General features: G+C 62.4%; 21 protein-coding genes. 6 read left to right on the top strand and 15 right to left on the bottom strand.

Annotated elements, in window-relative coordinates:
- Position 1: 1 nt before the first annotated feature.
- The 6 genes from F474_RS04815 to gloB form a co-directional block, all read right to left on the bottom strand.
- The gene (locus tag F474_RS04815) at positions 2–1,021 is read right to left on the bottom strand and encodes an ABC transporter permease (protein WP_097083682.1); all 1,020 of its coding nucleotides are present in this window, start codon (positions 1,019–1,021) and stop codon (positions 2–4) included.
- Positions 1,021–2,094, bottom strand: coding sequence for a microcin C ABC transporter permease YejB (locus F474_RS04810; RefSeq protein WP_097083683.1), 1,074 nt, complete (start codon positions 2,092–2,094; stop codon positions 1,021–1,023). Before F474_RS04810 ends, F474_RS04815 begins: the two co-directional genes overlap by 1 nt.
- Entirely contained in the window at positions 2,095–3,936 is a 1,842-nt protein-coding gene (locus F474_RS04805) for an extracellular solute-binding protein (RefSeq protein WP_097083684.1), read from the bottom strand.
- On the bottom strand, positions 3,933–5,762 hold the full coding sequence (locus F474_RS04800; RefSeq protein ID WP_097083685.1) for an extracellular solute-binding protein: 1,830 nt from the start codon (positions 5,760–5,762) through the stop codon (positions 3,933–3,935). The genes F474_RS04805 and F474_RS04800 overlap by 4 nt, the downstream gene beginning before the upstream one ends.
- 105 nt (positions 5,763–5,867) lie before the next feature.
- Positions 5,868–7,289, bottom strand: a complete 1,422-nt coding sequence (locus tag F474_RS04795; RefSeq protein ID WP_097083686.1) for a transglycosylase SLT domain-containing protein — start codon at positions 7,287–7,289, stop codon at positions 5,868–5,870.
- Positions 7,290–7,388: 99 nt separating this feature from the next.
- A complete protein-coding gene (gloB, locus tag F474_RS04790) occupies positions 7,389–8,168 on the bottom strand; it encodes a hydroxyacylglutathione hydrolase (RefSeq protein WP_097083687.1) in 780 nt (259 codons plus the stop codon).
- Positions 8,169–8,236: 68 nt separating this feature from the next.
- On the opposite strand from gloB, the gene F474_RS04785 reads away from it, so the two are divergent.
- Together F474_RS04785 and rnhA are read left to right on the top strand one after the other, a co-directional pair.
- Complete coding sequence (locus F474_RS04785) at positions 8,237–9,022, top strand: methyltransferase domain-containing protein (protein ID WP_097083688.1); 786 nt, start codon at positions 8,237–8,239, stop codon at positions 9,020–9,022.
- The gene (gene rnhA, locus F474_RS04780) at positions 9,019–9,471 is read left to right on the top strand and encodes a ribonuclease HI (RefSeq protein ID WP_097083689.1); all 453 of its coding nucleotides are present in this window, start codon (positions 9,019–9,021) and stop codon (positions 9,469–9,471) included. The genes F474_RS04785 and rnhA overlap by 4 nt, the downstream gene beginning before the upstream one ends.
- Here the strand turns inward: rnhA and F474_RS04775 are convergent.
- The 9 genes from F474_RS04775 to F474_RS04735 form a co-directional block, all read right to left on the bottom strand.
- The gene (locus F474_RS04775; RefSeq protein WP_097083690.1) at positions 9,468–10,352 is read right to left on the bottom strand and encodes a LysR substrate-binding domain-containing protein; all 885 of its coding nucleotides are present in this window, start codon (positions 10,350–10,352) and stop codon (positions 9,468–9,470) included. The two genes, rnhA and F474_RS04775, sit on opposite strands and share 4 nt — an antisense overlap.
- 11 nt (positions 10,353–10,363) lie before the next feature.
- Positions 10,364–11,800, bottom strand: coding sequence for a D-alanyl-D-alanine carboxypeptidase/D-alanyl-D-alanine-endopeptidase (gene dacB / locus F474_RS04770; protein ID WP_097083691.1), 1,437 nt, complete (start codon positions 11,798–11,800; stop codon positions 10,364–10,366).
- A gap of 180 nt (positions 11,801–11,980) precedes the next feature.
- Positions 11,981–12,325, bottom strand: a complete 345-nt coding sequence (locus F474_RS04765; RefSeq protein WP_097083692.1) for a YggL family protein — start codon at positions 12,323–12,325, stop codon at positions 11,981–11,983.
- A gap of 179 nt (positions 12,326–12,504) precedes the next feature.
- Positions 12,505–14,370 (bottom strand): hybrid sensor histidine kinase/response regulator, encoded by a 1,866-nt coding sequence (locus F474_RS04760; protein WP_097083693.1) that lies wholly within the window; start codon positions 14,368–14,370, stop codon positions 12,505–12,507.
- Positions 14,367–14,993, bottom strand: coding sequence for a response regulator transcription factor (locus F474_RS04755; protein WP_097083694.1), 627 nt, complete (start codon positions 14,991–14,993; stop codon positions 14,367–14,369). Before F474_RS04755 ends, F474_RS04760 begins: the two co-directional genes overlap by 4 nt.
- A gap of 134 nt (positions 14,994–15,127) precedes the next feature.
- A complete protein-coding gene (locus tag F474_RS04750; protein ID WP_097083695.1) occupies positions 15,128–16,459 on the bottom strand; it encodes a deoxyguanosinetriphosphate triphosphohydrolase in 1,332 nt (443 codons plus the stop codon).
- Positions 16,460–16,541: 82 nt separating this feature from the next.
- Positions 16,542–16,883 (bottom strand): hypothetical protein, encoded by a 342-nt coding sequence (locus F474_RS04745; RefSeq protein WP_097083696.1) that lies wholly within the window; start codon positions 16,881–16,883, stop codon positions 16,542–16,544.
- Positions 16,880–17,266 (bottom strand): phage holin family protein, encoded by a 387-nt coding sequence (locus F474_RS04740; protein ID WP_097083697.1) that lies wholly within the window; start codon positions 17,264–17,266, stop codon positions 16,880–16,882. Before F474_RS04740 ends, F474_RS04745 begins: the two co-directional genes overlap by 4 nt.
- A gap of 2 nt (positions 17,267–17,268) precedes the next feature.
- Positions 17,269–17,583: a YqjD family protein gene (locus F474_RS04735; protein WP_097083698.1), complete on the bottom strand. Its 315-nt coding sequence runs from the start codon at positions 17,581–17,583 to the stop codon at positions 17,269–17,271.
- Positions 17,584–17,884: 301 nt separating this feature from the next.
- On the opposite strand from F474_RS04735, the gene F474_RS04730 reads away from it, so the two are divergent.
- From F474_RS04730 to F474_RS04715, 4 genes are all read left to right on the top strand, one after another.
- Complete coding sequence (locus F474_RS04730) at positions 17,885–19,093, top strand: ammonium transporter (RefSeq protein WP_097083699.1); 1,209 nt, start codon at positions 17,885–17,887, stop codon at positions 19,091–19,093.
- 86 nt (positions 19,094–19,179) lie between these two features.
- Positions 19,180–19,404 carry a glutaredoxin family protein gene (locus F474_RS04725; RefSeq protein WP_097084270.1) on the top strand — a complete coding sequence of 75 codons (225 nt, stop codon included), beginning with the start codon at positions 19,180–19,182 and terminating at the stop codon, positions 19,402–19,404.
- A 75-nt stretch (positions 19,405–19,479) separates the two neighbouring features.
- Positions 19,480–19,821: a transcriptional regulator gene (locus F474_RS04720; protein ID WP_097083700.1), complete on the top strand. Its 342-nt coding sequence runs from the start codon at positions 19,480–19,482 to the stop codon at positions 19,819–19,821.
- Positions 19,822–19,862: 41 nt separating this feature from the next.
- Complete coding sequence (locus F474_RS04715) at positions 19,863–20,759, top strand: pseudouridine synthase (RefSeq protein WP_097083701.1); 897 nt, start codon at positions 19,863–19,865, stop codon at positions 20,757–20,759.
- Positions 20,760–20,800 lie beyond the last annotated feature (41 nt).

The raw sequence follows: 20,800 nt of genomic DNA, 5'->3' as shown, positions 1-20,800 counted from the left end.
GTCATTTCCTTGGGTCGAAGGCGTCACGCGCCGATTCGCCGATGAACACCAGCAGGCTTAGCATCAGGGCTAGCACGCTGAAAGCGCTGATGCCCAGCCAGGGCGCCTGCAGGTTCGACTTGGCCTGGCCGACCAGTTCGCCGAGCGACGGCGCGCCCGCCGGCAGGCCGAAGCCGAGAAAGTCCAGCGCAGTGAGGGTGCCGATGGCACCGGTGAGAATGAACGGCATGAACGTCATGGTCGACACCATGGCATTGGGCAGGATGTGGTGGAACATGATGGGCCCGTCACGCATGCCCAGGGCCTTTGCAGCGCGCACGTACTCCAGGTTGCGCCCGCGCAGGAACTCGGCGCGCACCACATCGACCAGGCTCATCCAGGAAAACAGCAGCATGATCCCCAGCAGCCACCAGAAGTTGGGCTGCACGAAGCTGGCCAGGATGATCAGCAGGTACAGCACCGGCAGCCCTGACCAGATTTCTAGAAAGCGCTGGCCGGCCAGGTCGACCCAACCCCCATAGAACCCCTGCAGGGCACCGGCGATGACCCCGACGATAGAACTGGCGATCGTCAGCACCAGGGCGAACAGCACCGAAATACGAAAGCCGTAGATGACCCTGGCGAGCACGTCGCGGCCCTGGTCGTCGGTACCTAGCCAGTTCTGCGCCGATGGCGGTGCCGGGGCCGGTACGCTCAGGTCGTAGTTGATGCTCTGGTAGCTGAACGGGATGGGTGCCCAGATCACCGTGGCGCCATGGCTGGCCAGCAGCTCGCGCATGTACGGGCTTTTGTAGTTCGGCTCCAGGGGGAACTCGCCGCCGAAGTCGGTCTCGGGGTACCGTTCGAAGGCGGGGAAGAACCAGTGGCTGTCGTAATGGACCAACAAGGGTTTGTCGTTGGCCAGCAACTCGGCGCCCAGGCTTATCACGAACAGCACGCTGAACAGCCACAGCGACCACCAGCCGCGTTTGTTGGCCTTGAAGCGCTCCAGGCGCCGGCGGTTGAGAGGGGATAGCGTCATCAGTGTTTCCTGCTCTCGAAATCGATGCGCGGGTCGACCAGGGTGTAGGTCAGGTCGCCGATCAGTTTCACCACCAGGCCCACCAGGGTGAAGATGAACAAGGTGCCGAAGACCACTGGGTAGTCGCGGTTGATGGCGGCCTCGAAGCTCATCAGGCCCAGGCCATCAAGGGAGAAGATCACCTCCACCAGCAAAGACCCTGTGAAGAAGATGCCGATGAACGCAGCCGGAAAACCGGCCACTACCAGCAGCATCGCATTGCGAAACACATGCCCGTAGAGCACCCGCCTCGGGCTGAGCCCCTTGGCCTTGGCGGTAATCACGTATTGCTTGCCGATCTCGTCGAGAAAGCTGTTCTTGGTCAGCAGGGTGAGGGTTGCGAAGTTACCGATCACCAGCGCCGTGACCGGCAACGCAAGGTGCCAGAAGTAGTCGGCCACCTTGCCGGCCAGGCTCAGCTCGGCAAAATTGTTGGAGGTGAGCCCGCGTAGCGGGAACCAGTCGAGATAGCTGCCGCCGGCGAATAGCACGATCAGTAAAATGGCGAACAGAAACGCTGGCACGGCATAGCCGACGACGATAGCCGAACTGGTCCACACGTCGAAAGCGCTGCCGTGGCGCATGGCCTTGGCGATACCCAGCGGAATGGACACCAGATACATGATCAATGTGCTCCACAGCCCGAGGCTGATCGAGACCGGCATCTTTTCAAGGATCAACCCGGTGACGCTGGCATTGCGGAAGAAGCTCTCGCCGAAATCGAAGCGAGCGTAGTTCTTGATCATGATCCACAGCCGTTCAGGTGCGGATTTGTCGAAACCGTACTGGCGTTCGATCTCCTTGATCAGGGCTGGGTCCAGGCCCTGGGCACCCCGATAGCTGGAGCCGGCTACCGACACCTCCGAGCCGCCGCCGCCGATGCGGGCGGTAGCGCCTTCGAAGCCTTCTAGCTTGGCGATCATCTGTTCGACCGGCCCGCCCGGGGCAGCCTGCACGATGATGAAGTTGATGATCAGGATGCCGAACAAGGTAGGGATGATCAACAGCAGCCGGCGCAGGATATAGGCAAGCATCTAGGGGGCCTCCTTCTCTGCCGGCAGCGGCTGGTGTTCTGGCTCGGCCGCGCCCGGGCGGATCCACCAGGTCATCAGGCCGATATCGTTGCTGGGCATTACCTTGGGGTGCTGCAACTTGTTCCAGTAGGCCACGCGCCAATCGGTCACGGTCCAGTTGGGCACCACGATGTAGTTCCACAGCAGTACCCTGTCCAGGGCGTGGGCGTAGGTCACCAGGTTTTGTCGCGAGCTTGCGTTGATCAAGCCGTCGACCAGCGTGTCCACGGCAGGGTCTTTCAGGCCCATGATGTTGAAGGTACCAGGGCGGTCGGCCGCCTCGCTGGTCCAGAAGCCGCGCTGCTCGTTGCCGGGGGACGAAGACTGAGGCAGCGATACCACGGTCATGTCGAAATCGCGCGAACGGCGGCGGTTGACGTATTGCGCAGGGTCTACCCGGCGGATCACCAGGTCGATGCCCAGGTCTTTGAGGTTTCGCTTGTACGGCAGCAGGATACGCTCGAACTCAGGCTGGGCGAGTAGAAACTCGATGGTTACCGGTTGGCCGCTGGCGTCGGTCATGCGGTCGTCGACCACCTTCCAGCCTGCACTCTGCAGTAGCTGGTACGCCTGGCGTTGCTGGTCTCGGATAATCCCGCTGCCATCGCTCACCGGGTTTTTGTAGGGCGTCGTGAACACCTGGTCGGGAATCTTCCCGCGCAGCGGCTCCAGCAATTTGAGCTCATCGGCAGAGGGCAGGCCGCTGGCCGCCAGCTCCGAGTTGCTGAAGAAGCTGCCCGTGCGGCGGTAGGCACCGTTGAACAACTGGCGATTGGTCCATTCGAAGTCGAACATCAGGTTCAATGCCTGGCGCACCCGCACGTCCTGGAACAATGGCCGGCGCAAATTGAAGGCGAAGCCCTGCATGCCACCGGGGGAGCCGTTGGGGATGTTGTCTTTGATCAGCTTGCCCTGTTGCACGGCTGGCACATCGTAGGCCGTGGCCCAGTTCTTGGCGCTGATCTCCTGTCGCCAATCGATGGCGCCGGCCTTGAGCGCTTCAAGCTCCACGCCACTGTCGCGGTAGACATCCGCAGTGATGGCATCAAAGTTGTACATGCCGCGGGTCACGGGCAGGTCCTTGGCCCAGTAGTCCTTCACCCGCTCCAGGCGCAACGAGCGGCCGGGCTGCACACTGGCGATTTTGTACGGCCCGCTGCCGAGGGGGATCTCAAGCCCCCCCTTGGCAAAATCACGGCTGGCCCAGAAGTGCTTGGGCAGCACCGGCAGCTGCCCGACGATCAGCGGCAACTCGCGGTTGCTTCCGGTCTTGAAGTGGAAAATCACCTGGAGCGGGTTTTCTACCTGCACGTCTTTGACGTCTGCCCAGTAGTTGCGCCAGAACGGCGAGCCCTTCTGCATCAGGGTTTCAAAGGTGAAGGCAACGTCTTCGGCCCGCAGGGGGTGGCCGTCATGGAATCGCGCCTGCGGCCGGAGATAAAAGCGGACCCAGGTGTTGTCAGGGGCCTTTTCGGCCCGCTCGGCCACCAGGCCGTATTCGGTCAGCGGTTCGTCGAGGCTGGAGTACATCAGGGTGTCGTAGACGTACATCACCTCGGCCGCTGGCACCCCTTTATCAAGCCAGGGGTTGAGGCTGTCGAAACCGCCTACGTCGGCCAAGTGCAGCGTGCCACCCTTGGGCGCGTCCGGGTTTACGTAGTCGAAGTGTTGAAAATCGGCCGGGTACTTCGCCGGCTCGTCGTACAGCGTCATAGCGTACTGCCCGGCAGCTTGAGCGGTGCCGGCGCAGGCCGCCAGCCAGAAAATGCAGCCGCGCAGGAGCGTGGCACGCGCTGGAATCATGGGGTGTTCTCCGAAGCTTTGAGCCACCAGCTGTTCAGCCCCAGGGTGTAGGGGGGCGTGGGGAGGAAGGCAAAGCGGTTGCGGTAGGCCAGCCGGTGGTAGTCGATGTACCAATTGGGAATCATGTAGTGCTTCCACAGCAGTGTACGGTCCAAGGCACGGGCGGCGGCCACTTGCTGGTCACGGGTGTGAGCGCCGAGCAGTGCGTCGAGCAGCTGGTCCACAGCGGGGTCTTGGATGCCGGCGTAGTTTTTGCCGCCCCTGACCGCCACTTGGCTTGAGTGGAAGTATTGCCACTGCTCAAGGCCAGGGCTCAAGGTCTGGTTCAGGGTCATCAGGATCATGTCGAAGTCGTACTGGTCCAGGCGCTGTTTGTACTGCGCGCGGTCTACCGTGCGCAGGCCGGCCTGCACGCCGATTCGTCGCAGGTTTTCCACATACGGCAGCAGGATCCGCTCAAGGCTTGGGTTGACCAACAGGATCTCCAACCGCAACGGCTGGCCTTTTACGTCGACCAGCTGATCGCCGCGATAACGCCAGCCGGCATCGGTCAGTAGACCGAGCGCGCCGCGCAGGGTTTCCCGCGGCACACCATTGCCCTCGGTGCGAGGCACGTTGAAGGGCTCGGTGAACAGCCTCGCCGGCAGGTGCTCACGCAACGCCGACAGCAGCAGCCATTCCTGGCCACTGGGCAGGGCGGTGGCGGCGAACTCACTGTTGGGGTACCAGGTGGTAGCGCGGTGATAGGCACCGCTGAACAGCGTACGGTTCGCCCATTCGAAATCGAAAAGCATACCCAGTGCTTCACGGGTTCGCACGTCGCTGAAGGCTGGGCGGCGGGTGTTGAAAAACAGCCCTTGGGTCTGGCTGGGAATCTGATGGGGGATTTGCGCCTTGATCACATCGCCACGCCGGACCGCTGGGTAGTCATAGCTGCCGAGCCAGTTCTTGGCCTGGCTTTCGATGTACAGGTCGAACTCACCGGCTTTGAAGGCTTCGAACGCGACTTCCTTGTCTCGATAGAACTCAACTTCCACCCGGTCGAAATTGTATTTGCCACGATTGACCGGCAGGTTCCTGCCCCACCAGTTGCGCACGCGCTCGAACACCAGCCGCCGCCCGGGCACGACTTCGGTGATGCGATAAGGCCCACTGGTGACCGGCGGCGTAAAGGTGGTGGCTTCGAAATCCCGGCCTTTCCAATAGTGCCTGGGCAGCACGGGCATCTCCCCCAGGCGCAGGATCAGCAAAGGGTTACCCGCACGGCGCAACACGAAGCGAATGCGGTGCCTGCCCAGCACGTCCACGCGCTCCACCTCCTGCAAGGCGGTGCGATAGAGCGGGTGCCCCTGTGTGAGCAATGTGCGATAGGAAAAGGCTACGTCGGCGGAGGTGATGCGCACGCCGTCGTTGAAACGCGCTTCTGGCCGCAGGTTGAAGACCACCCAGCTGCGATCATCGGCGTATTCGACCGAGCTGGCGATCAGGCCATAGCTGGAAGCCTCTTCGTCGCCGGAGGGGTCGTATGCCCCTGTGCCGACCATCAGCGGCTCATTGAGCTCGCTGACGCCGTATTGAAGAAAGTTGGCCGTTGCAGTGGGGCTAGTGCCTTTGAAGGTATAGGGGTTGAGCGTATCGAAGCTACCCAGTGCCATCAGCCTTAATGTGCCGCCCTTTGGCGCCTCGGGGTTCGCCCAGTCGAAGTGCTGGAAACTGGCCGGATACTTGAGCGTGCCGAACTGTGCGTAGCCATGGCTGACGGTGAGCTCCGCGTGAGCACCGCTGCAACAGGCAAGGCCAAGGGTAAACAAGAGGGGCAAGCGCATCGAGGCGAAGGGGCGTCCAGGCAGTTGTACGACAAAACTGCCCGGTACAGTATCAGATACCTTGCTGCTGAGCGATTTGGCAAGGTTTCAAAGTGTTCTTAGGGCTCAGCGGTCAAGGTAGACAGTAAGCATTTGCCCTGGCTTGAGCGCCTTGCTGGCATTGGGGTTCCAACGTTTGAGGTGGCGCGTCTCTACATTGAAGCGCTTGGCCACCTGATAGAGGGAATCGCCCTTGCGCACGCGGTACTGGGTGGTGCGTTGCTTGGCAGGCTTGTTCGCCGCCAGCTTGCGCCCACCGGTGGCGCGGATGTCGCGCATGACAAGGGTTTGCCCGACCTTCAGGGTGTGCCCAGAGATCTTGTTCCAGCGTTGCAGGTCACGTACCGAAACTTTGTTGGCACGGGCGATGGAGCCCAGGTTGTCGCCTCGGCGGACGGTATAGGAAGTGGCGCGTGCGGGGGTAGCTGAGGCGATGCGCTCCACGGCCGGGCGCATTGGGCGCAGCGCGACGAGTTGCTTGGGGTCGGCCAGGGTGGCCTTGACCAACTGAGCCTTGGCGGTCGGTACAAGCAGGTGTAAGGGGCGGTTGAGGGTTTCGCGTTTTTTCAGCGCCGGGTTGAGCTGGTAAAGCTCGTCTTCATCGATATCAGCTACCGCCGCGACCCGCGACAGGTCAAGGCGCTGGTCGACGTCCACCACCTGGAAATAGGGCTCATTGGTAATCGGCTCCAGCTCCATGCCATAAGCGGCAGGCGAGGAAACCACTTCCGACAATGCCAGCAGCTTGGGCACGTAGTCCATGGTTTCCTGGGGCAGCGAAAGGTTCCAGTAGTCGGTGGGCAGGCCCAGGCGCTGATTGCGTTCGATGGCCTTGCTCACAGTGCCTTCGCCAGCGTTGTAGGCGGCCAGGGCCAATAGCCAGTCGCCACCGAACATATCGTGCAGTTTGGTGAGGTAGTCCAGCGCTGCGGTGGTGGAGGCGGTGACGTCGCGGCGCCCGTCATAAAGGTTGGTTTGCCGCAGGTTGAAGTAGCGCCCCGTGGAGGGGATGAACTGCCACAAGCCCACCGCCTGGGCGCGAGACAATGCCATAGGGTTGTAAGCACTTTCGATCACCGGCAGCAAGGCCAGCTCCAGTGGCATGTTGCGTTCTTCGAGGCGCTCGACGATGTAATGCACATAGAGGCTGCCGCGGTCGGCAGCGCCAGTGAGGAAGGAGGGATTGCTCACGAACCAGAGGCGCTGCTGTTCGACGCGTGGGTTTACATCGAGGCCGTCCTGCAATTGAAAGCCCAGCCTCATCCGGTCCCACACGTCTCGCGGGGCCTGTTCCCGCTGTGAATCCAGGAAAACCGGCTTTGGCTTGACCCGATGCGCCAGCTTGGGCACCGGGGTCTGCACTGCCTCTTGCGGCAACTGGGCGCTGCTTTGGCAGCCCACCAGTACCATGGAGCACGCCACCGCGATCGCTTGGGCCAGCCGGGTCAACGGGCTGGCGGTAGGGGTGGTTCGGGAGGCAGAAGACATTGGAGGGCTGGCATTTCCGGGCTGAAAAGTGCGGCGATTCTAGAAAGTGCACCCCGGTGGGTCAACCTCTCATGACCTATCAGCATAACGGCAGCAGGCTTAGAACTCGTCCTTCCAAGCCCGAAGCACCCTGAAAACCTCAGCTGCAGAGGAGCAAGGAGTTCCGTTACGTTCGTCGGCCTTTTGTTTAACGGATGTTTCAGCGGTGCGGAGAAAGGGGTTGGTCTGGCGCTCGACGGCCAGCGTCGAGGGCAGGCTGCAACCGTCTTGTTCACGCAACGCAATGACCTGCGCGAGCCGCTGGCCGATACTGGCATTGGCCGGCTCGACGGCCGCCGCGAAGCGAAGATTGCTCAGCGTGTATTCGTGGGCGCAGTAAACCTGCGTACTGTCGGGCATGGTCGCAGTTTTGCCCAGCGAATCGTGCATCATTGCCGGCGTGCCTTCGAACAGCCGCCCGCAACCTGCGGCGAACAGCGTGTCGCCGCTGAACAGCAACGGTGCGTCATGGTCGGCGCAGTAATACATGATATGGCCCAGGGTGTGGCCGGGTACGTGCAGCACCTCAAACGCCAACCCAAGCGCCTCGACCGTGCTCCCCTGGGTTACCGCCACGTCGCGTGCGGGGATCTGTTCATCGGCAGGGCCGGTGACGCGTGCGCCGGTCAGAGCCTTCAGCGCCTCGACACCGCCGACGTGATCGCGGTGATGATGGGTGATCAGGATGTCGGCCAGCACCCAGTCACGGTGTTCTTCGAGCCACGTTTGTACCGGACCCGAGTCGCCTGGGTCGACCACCGCACAGCGACGCTGGGCGGTATCTTGTAACAGCCAGATGTAATTATCGTTGAATGCGCGCAGGGGCTGGATCTGTATCATGGGGCCTTCCGCCAATCTTCGGTATGGCGACCATCTTATGCCCTGAACGGGCATCTGGGGAGAATGCGATGTCCGAACGTCCCTTCGCGCAGGCCGATGCACAATGGCTCGAACTGATCGGCCAAGCTCGCGAGTGGTTCGCCAGCCCCGTTGGCCAGTTGCTGCTGCGCCAGGAACAAGAAGCCCTGGCCCAAGAACTGCGCAAGTTCTTTGGGGGGTACCTGGTGCATTACGGCCCACAAGCCGATGCCCCTCCGGTGGCAGAACAGGTGCAGCGAACCGTTCGCCTTGGCGCGCCATTACCCGGCGTCGAGATCGCCTGTGAGGAGCAGGCCTGGCCAGTGAGCGAGCACGCCGCTGACCTGGTGGTGCTCCAGCATGGTCTGGATTTCAGCCTCTCGCCCCACGGGCTGTTGCGCGAGGCAGCAAGGGCGGTGCGCCCCGGCGGCCACCTGGTGGTAGTGGGGGTCAACCCTTGGAGCACTTGGGGAATGCGCCACCTGTTCACTCGGGATGCCTTGCACAAAGCGCGTTGTTTCTCCGCCTCGCGTGTTACCGACTGGCTGGCGCTGCTGGGCTTTGCGCTGGAGAAAAAACGGTTCGGCTGCTATTGTCCGCCGCTTGCCTCGGCTCGCTGGCAGGCGCGCATGGCCGGTTGGGAGCGCCTGGCTGGCGGCTGGCAGGGGCCGGGCGGCGGCTTCTATATACTGGTAGCGCGCAAGCTTGTGGTGGGCCTGCGCCCATTGCGCCCGGCACGCCGCGAACCTATGGGCAAGTTGCTGCCAATGCCGCTGGCAAAGGTCAACCGCAACGTGGCCAAGATGGACGAAAGCCCCAAGGGCGGAGCGAAATGAGCGATACAGTCGAGATCTATACCGATGGCGCCTGCAAGGGCAACCCTGGCCCAGGCGGCTGGGGGGCGCTGATGGTGTTCAAAGGTGTTGAAAAAGAGCTCTGGGGGGGCGAAGGGGCCACTACCAATAACCGTATGGAGCTTACTGCTGCGATCCGCGCGCTGGCCGCACTCAAGCGCAGCTGCCAGGTGACGCTGGTCACCGATTCGGAGTACGTGATGAAGGGCATCCGCGAATGGCTGCCCAACTGGAAGAAGCGCAACTGGCAAACCGCTGCCAAGCAACCGGTGAAGAACGCCGACCTCTGGCAGCAGCTTGACGAGCAGGTCAACCGGCATCAGGTAACTTGGCAATGGGTGCGTGGGCACAACGGCCATCATGGCAATGAACGGGCCGATGCGCTTGCCAACCGTGGCGTGGACGAGGTTCGCAAGGCCAAGGCTGGCTAAGTTTCGGCCATAAATACCTTGAATGCCTGCCACAACGGGCTGCGGTAGCGGGCCGGGTGCCATACCTGGGTGAACGTTCGGTGCAGAGCCAGCGCAGACCGCAAAGCGACCAGCTCTCCCCGTTGCAATTCGGCCGCAACCGCAAGGCGAGACAAGCACGCTAGGCCGTAGCCAGCCTTCACGGCCTCCTTGATCGCCTCTGGCTGGCTCAGCTCCATCCGCACTTTCAGCTGCGTATTCGGGCTCAAGGCGCTTTCCAGCACCCCGCGGGTTCCGGAGCCCGCTTCGCGAAGGATCCACGGCTCTTTCGCCAGCGTCTGCTCATCGATGGCGCCGCGCTGCGCCAGGGCGTGCCCCGGGGCGCAGATCACCACCAGTTCGTCTTCGCGCCACCGTTCAGCAATAAGCCGTGGTTCGTGTATGCGGCCTTCCAGTATGCCAATGTCGGCCTCCAGCCGTAGCACGTCACGTATCACATCCTCGGTGTTACGAAGGCGCAGCTGGATGTCTACCTGCGGGTGAAGCTCACTGAAGCGCCCCATCAGCCGGGGCATCAGCCAGGTGCCAACCGTTGCGCTGGCACTGATCACCAAACTGCCGTTGAGGCCTCCATCTGGCTCGCGGGCTTGCTCGATGAAACGCTCAAGCCCATCCAGCAATTGCTCGGCCAGCGGCAGCAGGCGCCGGCCTGCATCGTTGAGCAGCAACCGCCTGCCGCTGCGCTCGAACAACGCCACCCCCAGGTGGCGCTCAAGCTCGGTGAGCGATTGGCTGGTGGCAGACTGAGAGAGGCTCAGGTGCCGTGCTGCCTGGCCGATGCCGCCCAAGCGCGCAGCCTGTACGTAAACCTGTAGCTGGCGGAAACTCACCCCGGGCAACATCGGCCGGCGGCTCAGTTCCAGGTGTCGAGCAGAATCTGATCGAGCACCTGCCGGGCGCCCCAAGGGCGTGGGTCGTTGACGACCGCCACTACAGCGTAGGTATGGCCTTCCTGGTCACGTGTGAAGCCCGCAATAGCGCGTACGGTATTCAGGGTGCCGGTCTTGATGTGCCCCTCACCGACCATTGCCGTACGTTTGAGGCGTTTGCGCATGGTGCCGTCCATGCCCACCAAAGGCAGTGAACTCATGTACTCGGCCGCGTAAGGGCTGCGCCAGGCCGCCTGAAGCAGTGCTGCCATCTCGCGAGCGCTGACTCGTTCGGCGCGCGACAGGCCTGAGCCGTTTTCCATCACCAAATGGGGCGAGACAAGGCCTTTGCGTGCCAGCCATTGACGCACGACTCGCTGCGCAGCCTTGCCGTCGTCGGCATCGGCGTCGGTACGGAATTGCGCGCCAATACTCAGGAACAGCTGCTGCGCCATGGTGTTGTTGCTGTACTTGTTGATGTCGCGAATGATCTCGGCCAGGTCCGGCGAGTAAGCACGGGCCAGTAGCTTGGCATTGCCAGGAACGGGCGCCTGGCGGTCTCTGCCCTGAATGCTGCCGCCCAGCTCGCTCCAGATCGCCCGCACGGCGCCGGCGGTGTAGGTGGGGTGGTCCAGCAGCGAAAGGTAGGTTTGCGAGCTGCAGCCACTGGCCAGGCCGCCGCTGACCACCACGCTCATCGTGCCGTCGGCCTGGGTGACTGGGTTGTAGCGCACATCACCGCCGCATTTGTCGCCGGGCAAGGCCTTTAGCTGGTTGTCGATACGGATGCTGGCGATGGGAGGCTCGGCTGATACCACAAGGCGGCCGCTGTCGTTGCGGGCAATGAACCGCAAAGCCTTGAGGTTGACCAGCAGCGAATCGGGGCTGACCAGAAAGGGCGCATTCTCATCACCGCCGTCGTCGTCGAACGCCGGCAGGCTGGTCGGCATCTTGAAGTAGCTGCGGTCGAGCACCAGGTCACCTGTGATCTGCTGCACGCCATTGGCGCGCAGGTCTCGCATCAGCAGCCAGAGCTTTTCCATGTTCAGCTTGGGGTCGCCGCCACCCTTGAGGTACAGGTTGCCGTTGAGAATGCCGCCGCTGAGATTGCCGTCGGTGTAGAACTCGGTTTTCCACTGGTAGGTGGGGCCCAGCAGTTCGAGCGCGGCGAAGGTGGTCACCAGCTTCATTGTGGAGGCGGGGTTAACCGACACATCAGCGTTATAGAGAGTCGGTGCGCCCGGGCCGTCGAGTGGCACCAGGGCCAGCGACAAGGCGTCTGCCGGGAGTTTGTTGGTCTTGAGCGCCTGGTCGACCTTGGCCGAGAGCACACCGGGGCTTTGCGGCGCAGCCACGGCGGGTATCGACATCGCCAGTGGCAGCAGGCTTGCGAGGAACAGCGGACGCAGGTGTTTTGTCATGGATCGCAGGGCCCTTGAGGCAAGGAGTTGAACGGCGAGGGCGATAGATTATGGGCGTGCCGGCCCCAGGGCTTCAAGCCGGAACGGGCGGCCGTTGCCTGTGACATGCACCAAGCGTAACAGTCGAGCATGCCTCCAAATAAAAAAGGCCACCCGGCAGGGGTGGCCTTGAGCAAGCGGTCAGGCGCTGGCGTTGATCGGATTGCCAGGGTACCAGGCATCCACCAGCGGGCTGACTTCCACCTTCGTGAGCTCGTTGCGGCCTTTGAGCCAAGCTTCGACCGCAGCACGTTGCTCTTCGCTCACCGAGCCACGCTGGGCCAGGCAGACCATGCCGAAATCTTCGCCGCCGACGTAGTCCAGGCCGTTGGCATCGATGGCGTTGGCGAGGAAGTCGTCGAGGAACGCATCAATGGCTTGTTCGGAGAGGTCTTGCTTGAACTCCACGTTCAGCTCGAAGCCCAGTTCTTGGAATTCATCCACACAGAGCTTTTTGCGCAGGCGGCGGGAACGGTTGGTAGCCATGAAACGGATCCTTACAGGTAATGACGCGGCGAAGTCTATCAGCTTGGCGAGAGCGCTGCCTGCCTACCGGTCAGGATCCGGGAAGGGCGGCGGGGCTCAGAAGCCTCATCGGGCCAGTAAGCATCGCGGCCTTCTGATCGCGCGGCCATGTGCGTCGCAGCTGTTGCGTGCGCGTAGCGTCAGTTTGACACTGCACCGGCAAGCTGAGGCCTCTCCCTGCTCGGAACGCAGCCGAGCTCCTGTTCGAGCAGTGCTTCGGCCAGCGCTTGGCGGGCCTGATCGAGCCGCTCACCGGTTGCGCAGGCCTGCTCCAGGGCAGCGGCTGCGGCGGCCAGGTCGCAGGCATTTATCATCATGGCCATGCCTTTGACTCGGTGCGCCAGTTCTACCAAGGCATTTCTGGGCAGAACGCCGGCCAAGCGTTGGCGATCTTCGGCGCAGGCCGCGCGTATGGCTTGCTGGAGCGTGCGGCCATGGTCGAGCGCTCTCAGATCAATGCCATTGCTCACACCGAAGTAGGCCGCCAGGCAGCTACGCAACGTGGCGATGTCGACGGGCTTGTGCAGGCAGCCGTCCATACCGGCAGCCAGGCAGCGTTCGCGCACGGCAGCCCCGGTGTGTGCGGTGTAGCCGACGACTGTGCTTGGCTTGCGCTGCTGGCGTTGTTCAAGCCTGCGAAGGGCACGTGCGAAGGTAAAGCCATCATGCCCTGACAGGCTGCAGTCGGTGATGACCAGGACGTAGCGCTCCCGACGGCAGGCACGTAGGCCGGCGAGCGTGCTTGCGACTGCGATCGGCGCGAAACCCAGCTGCGTTAACTGGCGTGTGAGCAGCAGCCGGTTGGCGGGATGGTCGTCGATTATCAGGGCTTTGCCGCGGGTACCGCGTGGGTGGGCGGTGAGCGCGGAGGGCTGCACTGCAACTGTTGGTTCGGTTGCCGGCAGGCGCAATCGCAGTGCCACGCAGGTGCCCTGGCCTGAGCGGCTGCGCAACAGTAGGCGCGCCCCCAGTAGCGGGGCGATTTGCTTGCAGATTGAAAGGCCCAGGCCCAGGCCGCCCTGCGATCGCTGGCTAGGGTTGCCCACTTGGGTAAAAGGCGCGAATGCTCGTTGTTGATCCGCTGCGCAGATGCCGGTGCCTGTATCACTGATGCTCAGCCAAAGGTTCGCTACCTGGCCGGGGCGGGCGCCCAGCCCTTTGAGCCGCACCTGAACCTGGCCGCGCTCGGTGTATTTGATGGCGTTGCAAAGAAGGTTGGAGAGCACTTGGCGCAGGCGATCGGGGTCGACAGTGAAGCAGCCACTTGCCGCCGGGGCGATGTGCAGGCTCAATTCGAGACCCTTTTGCCGCGCGGGGTGGGCGAAAAGGCCGCACGTGGCGTGCAGCAGCTCGCTCAATACCGTCGCCCGGGGAGATACCCGCACGTGCCCCGCTTCGGCGCAGGCGGTGTCGAGGGCGTCGTCGACCAGCGCCAGCACCGCCAAACCAGCACTGTGCGCGTGTTGCAAAGTTGCAGCATCACGGGCGGCCGGGTCTTGGGCGGCCAGCTCCAGCAGCCCGGTAAGTGCATTGAGTGGGTTTCGGATCTCATGGCTGAGGGTGGCCAAAAAGCGTGTTTTAGCCACGTTGGCGCGGTCCAGTTGCGCCTCTCGGGCGCTGCGCTCACTGATATCGACCCAGCCGCAGGCGAGGGCTGCTACCTCGCCGGCGTCATCGCGCACGGGCAGGGCCCAGTGGTGAAGCGTGATGGGCCGGCCGCCTGTGTGTACGATGCGATCACCGACAGTTGCTTGGCCACAACGCAGCGCTTGTGCATGGCGCGCTTCTATCGCCGGGTCTTGCGCCACCACAAGGTTTTGCTGGTAATTTTGATTACTGCTCAGCAGGCGGCCTTGGGGGTCGCGCAGGTACATCGGATGAGGGGTGGCATCGAGCAATTGCCTGAGCCTGCGCTCACGCAAGGCCATGCGCCTGGCGTACAAGCACAGCCCTGTGGCCAGGCACAACGCCAGGCACGCAATGGCCCAGGGCAGCCACACGGTCATACCAGTTCATTCCGCTTGGCGATATCGATCAGCTCGACCAGCGAGCCGGCACGCAACTTATGCATCAGGCGTTTTTTATAGGTGCTGACGGTTTTGCCCGAAATGAACATGCTCGCGGCGATTTCCTTGTTGCTGCGGCCTTGTGAAAACATTTGCAGCACCATCAGCTCGCGGTCGTTGACCCGTTCGAACAGTGCTAGCTCGGCTTGCTGCCACGGTGGCACCGGCCCGGGGCGCAGCGCCTGGCTCGGGAAATAGTTGTAGCCTGCCATGACCGCGCGCACTGCGCTAAGCAGCTCCGACAGCTCCTCTTGCTTGCGGACGTAGCCGCACGCCCCTGCCTGCATACAGCGAATGGCGAACAACGCCGGGGACTGCGCAGTCAGCACCAGCGTGCGCAGCGGCGACCCCATGGCGTGGTAGCGTGATAACAATTCTAGGCCGTCCAAGCGCGGCAGGCTGATATCCAGGATCAACAGCTGCGGCTGTGTATCGCGGATCATCTGCATTCCGTCGACCCCGTTGTCGCACTCGCCGACCACGCCATAGCCTTCGCCCTCCAGCAGCATGCGCACTGCCAGGCGAACCACTGGGTGGTCGTCGAGGATAAAAATGCTCTTCATGAAAACTTCCCTGCCATGCGTATCGGGGCGACCGTAACGCATTTGCCGAGCAGGCAACACGCAGTGACAGGGGGGAGGGCACTAAATAGGAAGTTTCCTACAACAGATTCAGATCGGTCTCCGCGGGAGTGGCGTCAGGCAGGCCGCGCCCCTCCGGTCATCTCCATGGCCATCTCGCTGGCGTAGTTGTCAGTCATGCCCGCGATGAAATCCACCATGCGCAGAAAGGCCGCGTGCAACGTGCTGTCTGGGCGCGGTGCGCTCGCCCCCAGCAGATCGAGAATGCGCCGGTGCTTGAACGACGGCGTACGCCCGCCATGTTGCTCCAGCGCCGCCCCGCAGAAGGCGTTGAGCAGCACCTCAAGCGTGGTGTAGGCGCCGATTTCATGCAGGGTCTTGCGCTTGTCGTGAAAGATCCGCTGGCGCGCGATGTCCTTTGCGCTTTGCACGCAGCGCTTGGCAGGGCCTTGCATGTGCTCGACCAAGTCGCCCTCGAGGGTGCCGGCCAGCAGTGCAGGCTGCTGCTCGACGAAAGCCCGGGCCGCGGCGTTGGTCAGGTGTTCGATGGCCTTGCCGCGCAGGATCGCCAACTTGCGACGCCGCGAATCGGCCGGCCCCAGCTGGCGATAGGTTTCCGGCAGGTCATCGCCCACCAGGCCCAACAGCAGGGCTTCCACTTCGGCATAGTCGAGCAGTTCCATCTCTACACCGTCTTCCAGGTCGATCAAGGCATAGCAGATGTCGTCGGCTGCCTCCATCAGGTAGACCAAGGGGTGACGAGCCCAGCGCTGCGGTGCCAGTTGTGCAATGCCTAGCTTTGCAGTGACCTGCTCCAGGATAGGCAGCTCACTTTGATAGCAGCCGAATTTGTGTTTCTTGTAGCCCGCTGCGTCTGCGTGGCGGGCGCTCCAAGGGTATTTAAGATAGGCGCCAAGGGTAGCGTAGGTCAGGCGCATGCCCCCTTCGGCCTGGTGGTATTCCAGCTGGGTCAACAGGCGAAACCCCTGGGCGTTCCCTTCGAAGCTCAGGAAGTCCTGGCGTTCTGCATCGCTCATGTCATCCAGCCAACCCCGACCTGCGGCCTGCTGGAACCAGTGGCGAATCGCGTCCTCACCCGAATGGCCGAAGGGCGGGTTGCCGATGTCATGCGCCAGGCACGCGGACTGCACCACCATGCCCAGGTCTGCCGGGGCGCACCAGTCGGGCAGGGCATCACGCAGGGTTTCACCGACGCGCATGCCGAGTGAACGCCCCACACAACTGACCTCGAGCGAGTGGGTCAGGCGGGTGTGAATATGATCGTTGCTTGAAACCGGGTGCACCTGAGTCTTGCGACCCAGGCGGCGGAAAGCGCCAGAGAAGATGATGCGGTCGTGGTCCTTATGGAACGGGCTACGGCCTAGTTCTTCGGCGCTGTGAACAGTTTTGCCAAGGCGTTCGCGGGTAAGCAGGGTGTGCCAGTCCAAGGCAAGTCTCCATCAGGGCGTGGCCCAGCTTGCCGCGCTTGAGCGTACACATCAAGCGCCCGAAAGCGCTCGTTAGGGCAGGTCAGCGGCGGCTGGCGCGTTGCAGTAAGCGTACCAAGGGCGCCAGGCTCGCGGCGAGCTTGGCGAACCGGCCCACTGCGCCTAGCTTACCCGAGCGCGCGCCCTTGCCTGAGAAGAACCCCAACAGTGCCACCAAGCCGACGCCCCACAGTGGGCCATGCTTGATGCCCAGGTTTTCCTGCACGTGGCTGCCGAACCCTCGAAGCCGCGACAGCGGGTTGACCACCTCGCGCGCATGTTGGCGGATTTCCTGGCGGTGCATTTCCATGCGCAGCCGGATGATCGCCTTGCGCATCTCGCGCCGCGAAGCTCCTACCACGGAAGGCGTTGAGGATCGGCTCATGGCATCAGTCGCTCGCGGTCGTTGGCCAGCTCTTCGAGCGTGGCATGGAAGGGAGAGGATTCATCGAAGATCGCCGCCTTCAGCCGCATGGCACAGAACAGCCCCGCAAGCAGGTAGAACACGCAGAGGCCGATCATTCCCGGAATCCGGTAGTTATCCCACAGAAGGATGAGGATCAACCCCGAGAGCGCCACCAGTGCGAGCAAGGCAAATACCAGTGCAAGCCCTGCGAACAACAGCAGGCTCAGGGTCCGAGCCTTTTGCTCCTGCAGCTCGATGCCGAGCAACTCAAGGTGGCTGTGGACCAACCCCAGAAAAGCCGCCAGCAGGCCGCGCGAGGGCGACCCCTGCGGCCGTTGCGGTATCTCCGTGCGCTGGTCCATGCTCAACGCCTTGTGGCCAGAAGGCCGATCAGAAAGCCCAGGCCCGCAGCAATGCCTACTGCCTGCATGGGCTTGGTTTGAACCCATACTTCGGTAGCGTCGACTGCTTCGCGACCGCGCTCGAGTAGTGCCTGTTCGGTTTCGTGCAATGAAGCGCGGGCACGGGCGAGGCTCTCACGAACCTGGGCGCGCAGGATATCTGCCTGGTCACCTGCCAGGGTGGCGCTGTGTTCGAGGAGCTTTTCAGCATCTTCAACCAATGCCTGGAAATCTGCTGCAAGCACTTCTTGTGCTGCTTTTGCCGTGGTGCTGGCCATGATGCCTCCTGTTAACGGTCCGTATGCGTTTCGACGCCCTCGGCTAGGCCGAGGTTCAGTAAAGCGATGGTACATTTTTTGCTGCCGGGTGGTGCGCGAAGGTGCTGTGGCGCACAAACGTGGGGCGAAGATGCTTTGCTCCAGGCGCGCGCACCGTTTTTGATAAAAAAATTCTAGCAATATGCATCTGGTCTTTGCCTTCCGGCGCTTTAAGTGCACCTTTGTGGTTCGCCAATCCACAAGGTGTGCTGAAACGGTGCATTGGGGGCGAGGCCGGTGCGCCACTTCAGGCCTGCCAACGATGGAAAACCTGCAAACTGCCGTAGACACTCTAGTCCATGGCACCAATACGCTGTTCCTCCTGTGCGGTGCGGTGATGGTCCTGGCCATGCACGCCGGCTTCGCATTTCTGGAGGTGGGAACGGTTCGCCAGAAAAACCAGGTCAATGCGCTGTCGAAGATTCTGAGCGATTTCGCAATTTCGACCCTTGTCTACTTCTTCATCGGCTATTGGATCGCCTATGGCGTCAGCTTTTTGCAGCCCGCGCCTGTGCTTGCATTGGACCACGGCTATGCATTGGTGAAATTCTTCTTCCTGCTGACCTTTGCCGCAGCGATCCCTGCCATCATCTCAGGTGGCATCGCCGAGCGGGCGAGGTTCGTTCCGCAGCTCTGCGCCACGGCGTTGATCGTGGCCTTCATCTACCCGTCTTTCGAAGGGATGATGTGGAACGGCAATTGGGGTGTGCAAGCTTGGCTGGCGGGGCGTTTTGGGGCCCCCTTTCACGATTTCGCAGGTTCTGTGGTGGTGCACGCCATGGGTGGCTGGCTCGCGTTGGCGGCAGTCCTGCTGCTCGGGCCGCGGCAAGGGCGCTTTCGTGAAGGCCGCCTGGTTGCGTTCGCGCCTTCGAACATCCCCTTCCTGGCGTTGGGCTCCTGGATACTGATCGTTGGCTGGTTCGGTTTCAACGTGATGAGCGCCCAGTCGCTTCAAAACGCCAGTGGCCTGGTGGCCGCCAATTCTCTGATGGCAATGGTGGGCGGCACGGTCTCGGCATTGATAGCCGGGCGTAACGACCCAGGCTTCCTGCACAACGGCCCGCTGGCGGGGTTGGTGGCGGTGTGTGCCGGCTCCGATCTCATGCACCCAGTGGCTGCACTGATAACTGGCGCGGTGGCCGGAGCCTTGTTCGTGTGGTGCTTCACCGTTGCGCAAGGCAAATGGAAGCTCGACGATGTGCTTGGGGTCTGGCCGCTACATGGGCTATGCGGAGTATGGGGCGGGCTTGCCTGTGGCGTGTTCGGCCAGAGCGCTCTGGGTGGAATGGGTGGGGTGAGCCTGGCCAGCCAGGTGGTCGGTACGCTGCTGGGTGTAGTGATTGCCTTGCTCGGCGGGTTTGTGGTCTACGGCCTGCTGCGCAGGCTGGTGGGGTTGCGCCTTAGCCAGGAGCAGGAGTACTACGGGGCCGACATTACTTTGCACAAGATCGGCGCGGTCAGCACCGACTGACGGGCGCGCTGGTGTTTCCAGCGGTAGCTACAATGGCAGGGTCGGCGGTGCAGTTCCTGGCCCGCCATGCCTTTGGAGCCGCGCAAATGCTGCCTGTATGCCAGCTATTGATCGTCTTCCACCACCCAGCCTGCGAACAGGCTGAAGACGCTCTTATGCCGCTGGTCGAGCATGGCCTGCAAGTTGAGCTGGTAGACGTGGCTGGGCAACCGGACCTGGCCGATCGTGTACCCTTGCTCCGCCGTGTCGACACCGGCGCAGAGCTGCAATGGCCGTTCGATACCGAAGCGCTCGTTCATTTTCTGCAATGAACCTGGCGAGCGCCGCGCGGCGACAAGCGGCACACTCGCACCTTGCTGAACCATTCAGGGATGAGTAGTCTGTATATGCATACAGTAAAGCAGGGGCGCGGCCAGGTGAACATCGAGCAACTCAAATACAGCGTAAACCGCATGCCGCCAGAGGCGGTGCTGGAAGCGGCACTTGCCTTGAGGCTCGAAGGCCTGGTGCTCGACCACGACACGCCTTTTGGCAAGGTTCATTTCAATGCCTGCTTCGCGGAAATCGAAGCCTTGTTCCAGCGCGCCGGTTACCACCGCGGGCTCGACGTAGTGGGCTATGAGGGCACGGCCTACGCACTGTACGACCCTTCTCGTTGGGAGCCCGTGCAAGTGCTTCGCAAATTGCGCAGCCTGTGCGAGGCGCCGTCGGTACCTGTGGCGGTGTAATAGCGGATAATACGCGCTCTACTGTCTCAACGAGCTCCAGCATGTCAGCTTCCTGCTTCGATCCAGCCGCCCGCCAGGCCAGCACGCTTGTGCTGCCAGCTGGGCCCTGGGCCACGGTCTTCGATTGCCTCTGCGCGCATTTTGCCAAAGTACCTGCCGAGCAGTGGGAAGAGCGCTTTGCCCGTCGGCGCGTGCTGGATGCCGCCGGCGAGCCGCTGGCACGCACCACGCCCTATCGTCAGGGCATGCGAGTGCATTACTTTCGTGAGGTGCCGGGCGAGCCGCTGATCGATGTGCAGGAGCATGTGCTGTACCAGGATGAGCATCTGGTGATCGCCGACAAGCCGCATTTTCTCCCCGTTACGCCCGCAGGGAAGTATGTGGAGCAAACCTTGCTGCGCCGCTTGATCCGTACGCTGGGCAATGCCGACTTGGTGCCGCTGCATCGCATCGATCGGCACACGGCAGGCTTGGTAATGTTCTCCGCTCAACCGGCTTCGCGTGGGGCCTATCAGGCGCTGTTCGCCGAGCGGCGAATCCATAAGGTTTATCAAGCTATTGCGCCGGGCCTGCCGACGCTGAGCTTTCCGCACCGCCATGCGAGCCGCATGGTGAAAGGGGAGCCGTTTTTCCGGATGTGTGAAGTCCCTGGTGAGCCCAACAGTGAAACTCACATTCATGTCCTGGAGCGGCGAGAGCACTGGTGGCGATACGAATTGTGGCCGGTCACCGGCAAAACCCATCAACTGCGGGTGCATATGGCAGGCCTTGGGGCTGCGTTGTGCAATGACCCCTTCTACCCTGCGGTGGCCCCGGAGGGCCAACAGGATGATTTTGACAAGCCGCTGAAGCTCCTTGCCCAGTCGGTTGCTTTTGACGACCCGATTACCAGAGAACCACGCCACTTCACCAGCCGGCTTGAGCTGGGCTGGCCTTGAACAGGGTGGGGGCGCAAAAATGAAAAAACCCGCCGATAGGC

Origin of the sequence: Pseudomonas sp. URIL14HWK12:I12 (assembly GCF_003097135.1) — a bacterium.
In the GTDB taxonomy this organism is placed as follows: Bacteria; Pseudomonadota; Gammaproteobacteria; order Pseudomonadales; family Pseudomonadaceae; genus Aquipseudomonas.
Note: the sequence above shows the minus strand (reverse complement) of the source record. Positions and strands in the feature narration are given on the sequence as shown.

What these genes read in the sequence shown, in the direction of transcription:
- F474_RS04815 (WP_097083682.1), bottom strand. Translation starts at nt 1,021, where the DNA reads ATGACGCTATCCCCTCTCAACCGCCGGCGCCTGGAGCGCTTCAAGGCC.
- F474_RS04810 (WP_097083683.1), bottom strand. Translation starts at nt 2,094, where the DNA reads ATGCTTGCCTATATCCTGCGCCGGCTGCTGTTGATCATCCCTACCTTG.
- F474_RS04805 (WP_097083684.1), bottom strand. Translation starts at nt 3,936, where the DNA reads ATGATTCCAGCGCGTGCCACGCTCCTGCGCGGCTGCATTTTCTGGCTG.
- F474_RS04800 (WP_097083685.1), bottom strand. Translation starts at nt 5,762, where the DNA reads ATGCGCTTGCCCCTCTTGTTTACCCTTGGCCTTGCCTGTTGCAGCGGT.
- F474_RS04795 (WP_097083686.1), bottom strand. Translation starts at nt 7,289, where the DNA reads ATGTCTTCTGCCTCCCGAACCACCCCTACCGCCAGCCCGTTGACCCGG.
- gloB (WP_097083687.1), bottom strand. Translation starts at nt 8,168, where the DNA reads ATGATACAGATCCAGCCCCTGCGCGCATTCAACGATAATTACATCTGG.
- F474_RS04785 (WP_097083688.1), top strand. Translation starts at nt 8,237, where the DNA reads ATGTCCGAACGTCCCTTCGCGCAGGCCGATGCACAATGGCTCGAACTG.
- rnhA (WP_097083689.1), top strand. Translation starts at nt 9,019, where the DNA reads ATGAGCGATACAGTCGAGATCTATACCGATGGCGCCTGCAAGGGCAAC.
- F474_RS04775 (WP_097083690.1), bottom strand. Translation starts at nt 10,352, where the DNA reads ATGTTGCCCGGGGTGAGTTTCCGCCAGCTACAGGTTTACGTACAGGCT.
- dacB (WP_097083691.1), bottom strand. Translation starts at nt 11,800, where the DNA reads ATGACAAAACACCTGCGTCCGCTGTTCCTCGCAAGCCTGCTGCCACTG.
- F474_RS04765 (WP_097083692.1), bottom strand. Translation starts at nt 12,325, where the DNA reads ATGGCTACCAACCGTTCCCGCCGCCTGCGCAAAAAGCTCTGTGTGGAT.
- F474_RS04760 (WP_097083693.1), bottom strand. Translation starts at nt 14,370, where the DNA reads ATGACCGTGTGGCTGCCCTGGGCCATTGCGTGCCTGGCGTTGTGCCTG.
- F474_RS04755 (WP_097083694.1), bottom strand. Translation starts at nt 14,993, where the DNA reads ATGAAGAGCATTTTTATCCTCGACGACCACCCAGTGGTTCGCCTGGCA.
- F474_RS04745 (WP_097083696.1), bottom strand. Translation starts at nt 16,883, where the DNA reads ATGAGCCGATCCTCAACGCCTTCCGTGGTAGGAGCTTCGCGGCGCGAG.
- F474_RS04740 (WP_097083697.1), bottom strand. Translation starts at nt 17,266, where the DNA reads ATGGACCAGCGCACGGAGATACCGCAACGGCCGCAGGGGTCGCCCTCG.
- F474_RS04735 (WP_097083698.1), bottom strand. Translation starts at nt 17,583, where the DNA reads ATGGCCAGCACCACGGCAAAAGCAGCACAAGAAGTGCTTGCAGCAGAT.
- F474_RS04730 (WP_097083699.1), top strand. Translation starts at nt 17,885, where the DNA reads ATGGAAAACCTGCAAACTGCCGTAGACACTCTAGTCCATGGCACCAAT.
- F474_RS04725 (WP_097084270.1), top strand. Translation starts at nt 19,180, where the DNA reads ATGCTGCCTGTATGCCAGCTATTGATCGTCTTCCACCACCCAGCCTGC.
- F474_RS04720 (WP_097083700.1), top strand. Translation starts at nt 19,480, where the DNA reads ATGCATACAGTAAAGCAGGGGCGCGGCCAGGTGAACATCGAGCAACTC.
- F474_RS04715 (WP_097083701.1), top strand. Translation starts at nt 19,863, where the DNA reads ATGTCAGCTTCCTGCTTCGATCCAGCCGCCCGCCAGGCCAGCACGCTT.